The organism is Allofournierella sp. (assembly GCF_048388525.1).
GTDB lineage: Bacteria > Bacillota > Clostridia > Oscillospirales > Ruminococcaceae > BQOK01.
Genome location: NZ_DBGCTQ010000079.1, coordinates 1 through 6,153, shown reverse-complemented (window position 1 = coordinate 6,153; position 6,153 = coordinate 1). Strand labels below are relative to the sequence as shown.

The 6,153-nt window shown below is 62.0% G+C and carries 5 protein-coding genes; 3 read left to right on the top strand and 2 right to left on the bottom strand.

The window, feature by feature from the left end; translation table 11 throughout:
• Window positions 1-182: 182 nt before the first annotated feature.
• Complete coding sequence (locus ACMLHZ_RS09995) at window positions 183-560, bottom strand: helix-turn-helix domain-containing protein (RefSeq protein WP_418667584.1); 378 nt, start codon at window positions 558-560, stop codon at window positions 183-185.
• A gap of 357 nt (window positions 561-917) precedes the next feature.
• Here ACMLHZ_RS09995 and ACMLHZ_RS09990 point away from each other — a divergent pair, with 357 nt between their 5' ends.
• A complete protein-coding gene (locus tag ACMLHZ_RS09990; RefSeq protein WP_418667583.1) occupies window positions 918-1,577 on the top strand; it encodes a hypothetical protein in 660 nt (219 codons plus the stop codon).
• 75 nt (window positions 1,578-1,652) lie between these two features.
• Here the strand turns inward: ACMLHZ_RS09990 and rnhA are convergent, their stop codons facing one another.
• On the bottom strand, window positions 1,653-2,102 hold the full coding sequence (gene rnhA / locus ACMLHZ_RS09985; protein WP_177561644.1) for a ribonuclease HI: 450 nt from the start codon (window positions 2,100-2,102) through the stop codon (window positions 1,653-1,655).
• A gap of 398 nt (window positions 2,103-2,500) precedes the next feature.
• On the opposite strand from rnhA, the gene ACMLHZ_RS09980 reads away from it, so the two are divergent.
• Both ACMLHZ_RS09980 and ACMLHZ_RS09975 read left to right on the top strand, forming a co-directional pair.
• The gene (locus ACMLHZ_RS09980) at window positions 2,501-4,321 is read left to right on the top strand and encodes a ribonuclease J (protein ID WP_418667582.1); all 1,821 of its coding nucleotides are present in this window, start codon (window positions 2,501-2,503) and stop codon (window positions 4,319-4,321) included.
• A 36-nt stretch (window positions 4,322-4,357) separates the two neighbouring features.
• A partial coding sequence (locus ACMLHZ_RS09975; RefSeq protein ID WP_418667581.1) for a DHH family phosphoesterase occupies window positions 4,358-6,153 on the top strand: 1,796 nt, incomplete at its 3' end.

The window sequence follows — 6,153 nt, the reverse complement described above, 5'->3', positions numbered from 1 at the left end:
GGCACTGTCGACCCCGCCGGAAAGGCCCACCAGGACCTTGTCCTGTTCTTCATAGGTGGAAAACTGTTCGCCGGGAAACAAAATATCGCTCATGGAAAATGCTCCTTTGCGTGTTTGTTCTTTTTACACTTTTACTATAAAGGATTTTGGGGCCAAACGCAATCAAAAAACGGGAGAGGAAATCAGGTTTCCTCCCCCGTTATCTTTTTGCGGCACAAACGGCCCTTTTCCTCACCGGCCTCCGCCGCTTGCTCCACAAGGGCGAGGGCACCGGCCGCCAGGGGCAGGTACCCAGGATCCATGCGCTCCAACAGCCGATGGGCGTCGGAGGTTTGCGCCGCGTGCGCAGGGCCGAACAGCAATTCGTCGGCTGAAACGTTCAGAACGCGGCAAAGGTTGGTGAAGGTGGACAGTGACATGCCCTTCTGACCGCACTCGATATAGCTCAAAAACAGCGTGGAGAGATCCAGCTGCTCGGCCAGTTTCTCGCGGGTAAGGCCACGGCGGGCCCGGGCGGCGCGCACCCGCCGGCCGATCTCCACATTCTGTTCCTTTTTCATGCGATCACCTCCACCCGTGGTTTTAATTTTATGTTTCCCAAGAATAAAAGACAATTTACTGAAAGTAATTTGAAATTTATTACTTAAAGGTGTATAATTGATAAAAATCGCCAATATGGAGGTGCCGCAGTGGCAAAGAAAAACGAAAAAAAGCGCACGAGCAGAAAGAAAAGAAGACAAGGTAAAAGCCAGTGCCCCGCCGTGCAGCCTGGCCGGGCGGCTGCGAGGGACGCCCGGCCGTCTGCCGCAGGCCCCCAGCCTGCCCCCAGGCAGGCTGCAGAAACGCCCCAAAAGGCACCAGCAGCACAGCGGTCGGAGCCGCCTGTGCTCCCGGGCGCACAGGCGGCTGTACAGCCCGTGCCCCAGGCGGCAAAAGAGCCTTCTGCGGCTGGCCCGGCACCCCAGACCAGCCTGGCGGCTTTGTCGGGCACAAAGCCCCGAAAGCGGACCGACGCCATCCGCCGGTCGGACGGAGTGCTTTACCGCAGGCGGCAGTGGTGGCGCCCTTTGGCCGCGGCTCTGATTGTGTTATGCGTGATAGGCGCGGTGTATGCGGGGGCGGCCGCATTAAAAGGGCGCATTGACCAGCCGGCGGCCAGCCAGGTAAACAGCCCGGCCTCCGGCGCCGCGCCTCCTGCGGCATCCACTGCGGCAACCCCGACCCCTTCGCCGGCCCCGGCGCCCAGCCCAGCGCCCCTGAGTGAAGCGGAATTTTGGGATGGGGTGCAAACCCTGCTGGAAAGCAGTGGGGACGCAACCCTGGTGAAAGTGGACGCGGGCGCCAGCGCCCAGGCACCGCAGCCGGTGCTGGCCGCCCTGTTCGGGAGGGATGTGAGCCTGCTCATTGTGTGGGATGGAGGGGAGCCGATCCTTATCAACGGCATCAATATGTACCGCTACACCAAGCAGCCGGCCTACCCGCTGAGCCTTTTGTACGACACCTACCGCGGGTTTGTGATGGAGCACAGCGCGGCGCCGGCCGACAAGCCCGCGTTTGATCTGGTATTTGAAGGCTGAGCCGTTTTGAGCGCAAAAGAAGCCCTCCGGCCGCAGAAGCATTTCTGCGGCCGGAGGGCTTCTTTATTTGTGGGATTATGCCTGCCTTCCGCCGTATTTTTTGCTTTGGGCCACCGCCAGCCGGTCGCACCGCTCGTTCTCCGGGTGGCCGGCATGCCCCTTGATCCACTTGTAGGTGATGGTGTGAGGCTCGGCCAGCTCCAGAAGCCGGGCCCACAGATCCGGGTTCAGGGCGGGGGATTTATCGGCCTTTTTCCAGCCCCGGGCGCGCCAGCCCTTGGCCCAGCCCTTTTGCAGCCCGTCGATTACATATTTGGAATCGCTGCACAGGGTGATGCGGCAGGGCTCTTTCAGCTCTTCCAGGGCACGGAGGAAGGCGGTGAGCTCCATGCGGTTGTTGGTGGTCTCGGCTTCGCCGCCCGAGAGCTCCTTTTCGTGTTGCTTATAGCGAAGCACCGCGCCCCAGCCGCCAGGGCCGGGGTTGCCGCTGCAGGCGCCGTCGGTAAAAATCTCGATCTCTTTCATGCCTGTCCTTCCGCCCGGCAGGGCCGGGCTTTTGTTGATGTTTTTTATTATTATACCGGGTTTGCAGCGGCCCGGCAAGTGGGTTGAAACGCACTTTTTTTGGCTATACTGTTTAGGACGACGGCTGCTTTTTTGTTGACAATTACCGATAACCAGCGGTATAATAACTTTATCTTTAGGTTGGGATAGTTTGCCCCGGCCTGAAACGAGTGCGTTTTTTAGCAAAGGGCCCGGTCGCATTGAACAAATGGACCTTTCGTGCCCCAGGCGGTGAGAACCGCAAGACCCACCCGGCGGGCTTTTTAGCCTACATACGTCAAACGAACATTTTGTGCGGCAGAAGGGACCTTCCGGGACTGGAAGGCCTGTTCGGCGCACCGATTTTACGGAGGAAACAAATGAACCAGACAAGCGAAAAGGAAACCCAGACCAGTAAAAAAGCGCCGCAGCCCCGCGCCGCGGCAGCCGGGGGCGAGAAAGCGCCCGCCCGGCGCAAGCCGTTCTACCAAAAAAGCCGCCGCCCCCAGGGCGCGAAGCCGGCCCAGAAGCCCGGCGCGCCCGCGGTGCCGGTGCACATTATTCCCCTGGGAGGCCTGGGGGAGGTGGGCAAAAACATTACCCTGTACGAGTGCCAGGGCGATATGATGATCGTGGACTGCGGCCTCGTTTTTCCGGACAGCGACATGTTCGGCGTGGACCTTGTGATTCCGGATTTTGGGTATGTGGTGCAGAATAAGGACAAGATCAAGGGCGTGGTCATCACCCATGGCCACGAGGATCACATCGGCGCGCTGCCCTACCTTTTGAAACAGGTCAACCTGCCCATCTACGCCACGCGGCTCACCATTGGGCTGATCAAAAACAAGCTGGAGGAGCACGGCCTGCTGGGCCGCACCAAGCTCATTGAGATCAACGCGCGCCGCAAGTTCAAGCTGGGCTGTTTTACCATTGAACCCATCCATGTGAACCATTCCATCCCGGACGCCGTGGCGCTGGCCATCGACTGCCCGGCGGGCGTGATCCTTCAGACCGGCGACTTTAAGATCGACTACACCCCGCTGACCGGCGGCCCCACCGACCTGCCCGCTTTTGCCGAGTACGGCAGGCGGGGCGTGCTGGCACTGCTGAGCGATTCCACCAACGCAGAGCGGCCGGGCTTTACCGCCACCGAAAAAAAGGTGGCCCAAAGCTTTGCGGGCCTGTTTCGCAAGGCGGACAAACAGCGCATCATCATTGCCACCTTTGCCTCGAACCTGTACCGCATCCAGCAGATCATCGACCTGGCGGTGGAAAACGGCCGCAAGGTGGCGGTGTCGGGCCGGAGCATGGCCAACAACACACAGATGGCCCTGGAGCTGGGGTATCTGCACGCGCCGGACGGGGTGCTGATCGACATTGAGCAGCTGAACAAATACCCGCCCGAAAAGGTGGTGCTGATCACCACCGGAAGCCAGGGCGAACCGCTGAGCGCCCTGTCGCGCATGGCCAGCGCCAGCCACCGCAATGTGCGGGTGGGCCCCGGCGATTTTATCATCATCTCGGCCACGCCCATTCCGGGCAACGAAAAAATGGTGACCAAGGTGGTGAACGGCCTGCTTCTGCTGGGGGCTGAGGTCATTTATGAATCCATGTACGACGTGCATGTGTCCGGCCACGCCTGCCAGGAGGAGCAAAAGCTCATTCTGACCCTCACCGCGCCCCAATACTTCCTGCCGGTGCACGGCGAGTACAAGCAGCTGAAAAAGCATGCCATGACCGCCGAGAGCCTGGGGATTCCCCCGAAGAACATCCACATTGCCGAGATCGGGCAGGACATCCGCCTTTCCGCGGACGGGCTGGAGCTGGGCGAACCGGTGCCAGCGGGCGCAGTGATGGTGGACGGCCTGGGTGTGGGCGACGTGGGCAACGTGGTGCTGCGGGACCGGCGGCATCTTTCGCAGGATGGGCTGGTGATCGTGGTGGCCACGGTGGACAGCCGCTCGGGCCAGGTGCTGGCCGGGCCAGATCTTGTGAGCCGGGGTTTTGTGTATGTGCGCGAGAGCGAGGAGCTGATGGACGAAGCCCGCCGCCTGGTGGTACAGTGCTTTGAAAAGTGCCGCACCGAGCACGTGCGCGACTGGAACAGCGTGAAGACCCGCGTGCGGGAGACCCTGTCCTCTTATATTTTCCGCAAGACCAAGCGCAGCCCCATGATCCTGCCGATCCTGATGGAAGTATAAGCGGCCCTTTTTGGGCGGCAAAGGAGGCTTTTGCCTATGGATCCCAGACCCCGGTTTTCCCTGGAGGTGGCGGCCGCCGGCCTGCTTGCGCTGTGCTGTGTGCTCACGGCGCTGGTGGCCGTGTGCGATGTGCGCCTGCTTGCGATGTTGCTGCCGCTGCTGGCACTGATTGCACTGGCCCTGTGGCTGGGTGCGCGCAGGCTGCGCAAAGGCATTGCCGCTTACGTCAGCGCCGCGCCCTTTGAGGGCAGCGAGCTGCAGGCAAGCCTGGCGCAGCTGGAGCTGCCGGCGGCGCTGCTGAGCGGCAAGACGCTGGTGTGGTATAATGCGGCGTTCGACCGCCAGCTTTTGGCGGGGGAGGGCGCGGTGCTGCAGCCGGTGAACCGGGTGCTGCCGGGCCTGGAGCTGCACCAGTGCGTTTTGCCCGGCGGCCAATGCCTGGAAAGGGCGGGCCGCCGCTACACCATTTTTGCCAGTTCGCTGCCCGGGCGCGGGAAAGAGGACGTGACGCTGCTTTATCTGGTGGACGACACCCCGCTGAAAGTGCAGGCCGCCGAGTATGCGGCCAGCCGGCCCGCTTATATGATCATTGAGCTGGACGGCTACCAGGAGCTGGTGGCAAACCTGCGCGATTCGGAAAAAGCGCGGCTGATGGAGGCGGTCAACCGCACGCTGGAAAACTATTTTGGGCGCACCAGCGGTTTTTTGAGCCGGGTGTCGGGCACCCGGTACATAGCGGTGGTGGAAGAGCGCCACATGAAGGAGATCGCGGCCGCGCGGTTTGACATTCTGGATAAGGTGCGCAGCCTGGACGAGGCGGTGGGGGTGACCCTGTCCATCGGTGTGGGCCGGGGCGGGGCGGACCTCAAGGCCTGCCAGGAGATGGCCCGCCAGTCGCTGGATATGGCGCTGGGCCGCGGCGGCGACCAGGCGGCAGTAAAAACGCCGGACGGATTTGAATTTTACGGCGGCGTGTCGCGCAGCGTGGAAAAGCGCAGCCGGGTGAAAAGCCGCATTCTGGCCACCGCCCTGGCCGATCTGATCCGACAGGCGGACAGCGTGGTCATCATGGGGCACCGCATGAGCGACCTGGACTGCCTGGGTGCCGCCATTGGGGTGCTGCGCATCTGCAAAGGGATGGACGCCCCCGCGGTGATCGCGGTGCGGCGGGAGGCAACCCTGGCCGCAAACCTGATCGAAGAATTTGAACGGGCCGGCTTCGGCGAGGACTTTATTCACCCGGACCAGGTGCTGGAAACCGTGACCCCCCGCACCCTTTTGGTGGTGGTGGATACCCACATCGTGAACCTGCTGGAAAGCAGGGATGTGTTTGAGCATTGCGGCCAGGTGGCGGTGATCGACCACCACCGCAAGGCGGTGGGGCACATTGAAAACCCGGTGCTGTTTTTTCACGAGCCCTACGCGTCCTCGGCCTGCGAGCTGGTGAGCGAGCTGGTGCAATATGTGGACGCGCCGGGAGCAAAGCCCACGGCCCTGGAGGCCGAAGCGATGCTGGCCGGCATCATGCTGGACACCCGGAATTTTGCGCTGCACACCGGCGTGCGCACCTTTGAGGCGGCCGCCTATCTGCGGCGCATGGGCGCGCAGACCGAGGCGGTGAAAAAGCTGTTCAACTCGTCGCTGCAGGAATATACGGTGAAGTCCAACCTGGTGGAGGGAGCCGATATTTATATGGGCTGCGCCATTTCGGTGGCTGGGGAGCTGGAGCCGGGCATGGCGGTGGCCGTGCCCCAGGCGGCCAACGACCTGCTCACCATCGAGGGGGTGGGGGCGAGCTTTGTGGCGGTGCAGAAAGGTACCGGCGTGAACAT

Bases quoted from the DNA above. Each gene is read 5' to 3' on its own strand.
- ACMLHZ_RS09995 (WP_418667584.1), bottom strand. From the start codon at position 560: ATGAAAAAGGAACAGAATGTGGAGATCGGCCGGCGGGTGCGCGCCGCC.
- rnhA (WP_177561644.1), bottom strand. From the start codon at position 2,102: ATGAAAGAGATCGAGATTTTTACCGACGGCGCCTGCAGCGGCAACCCC.
- ACMLHZ_RS09980 (WP_418667582.1), top strand. From the start codon at position 2,501: ATGAACCAGACAAGCGAAAAGGAAACCCAGACCAGTAAAAAAGCGCCG.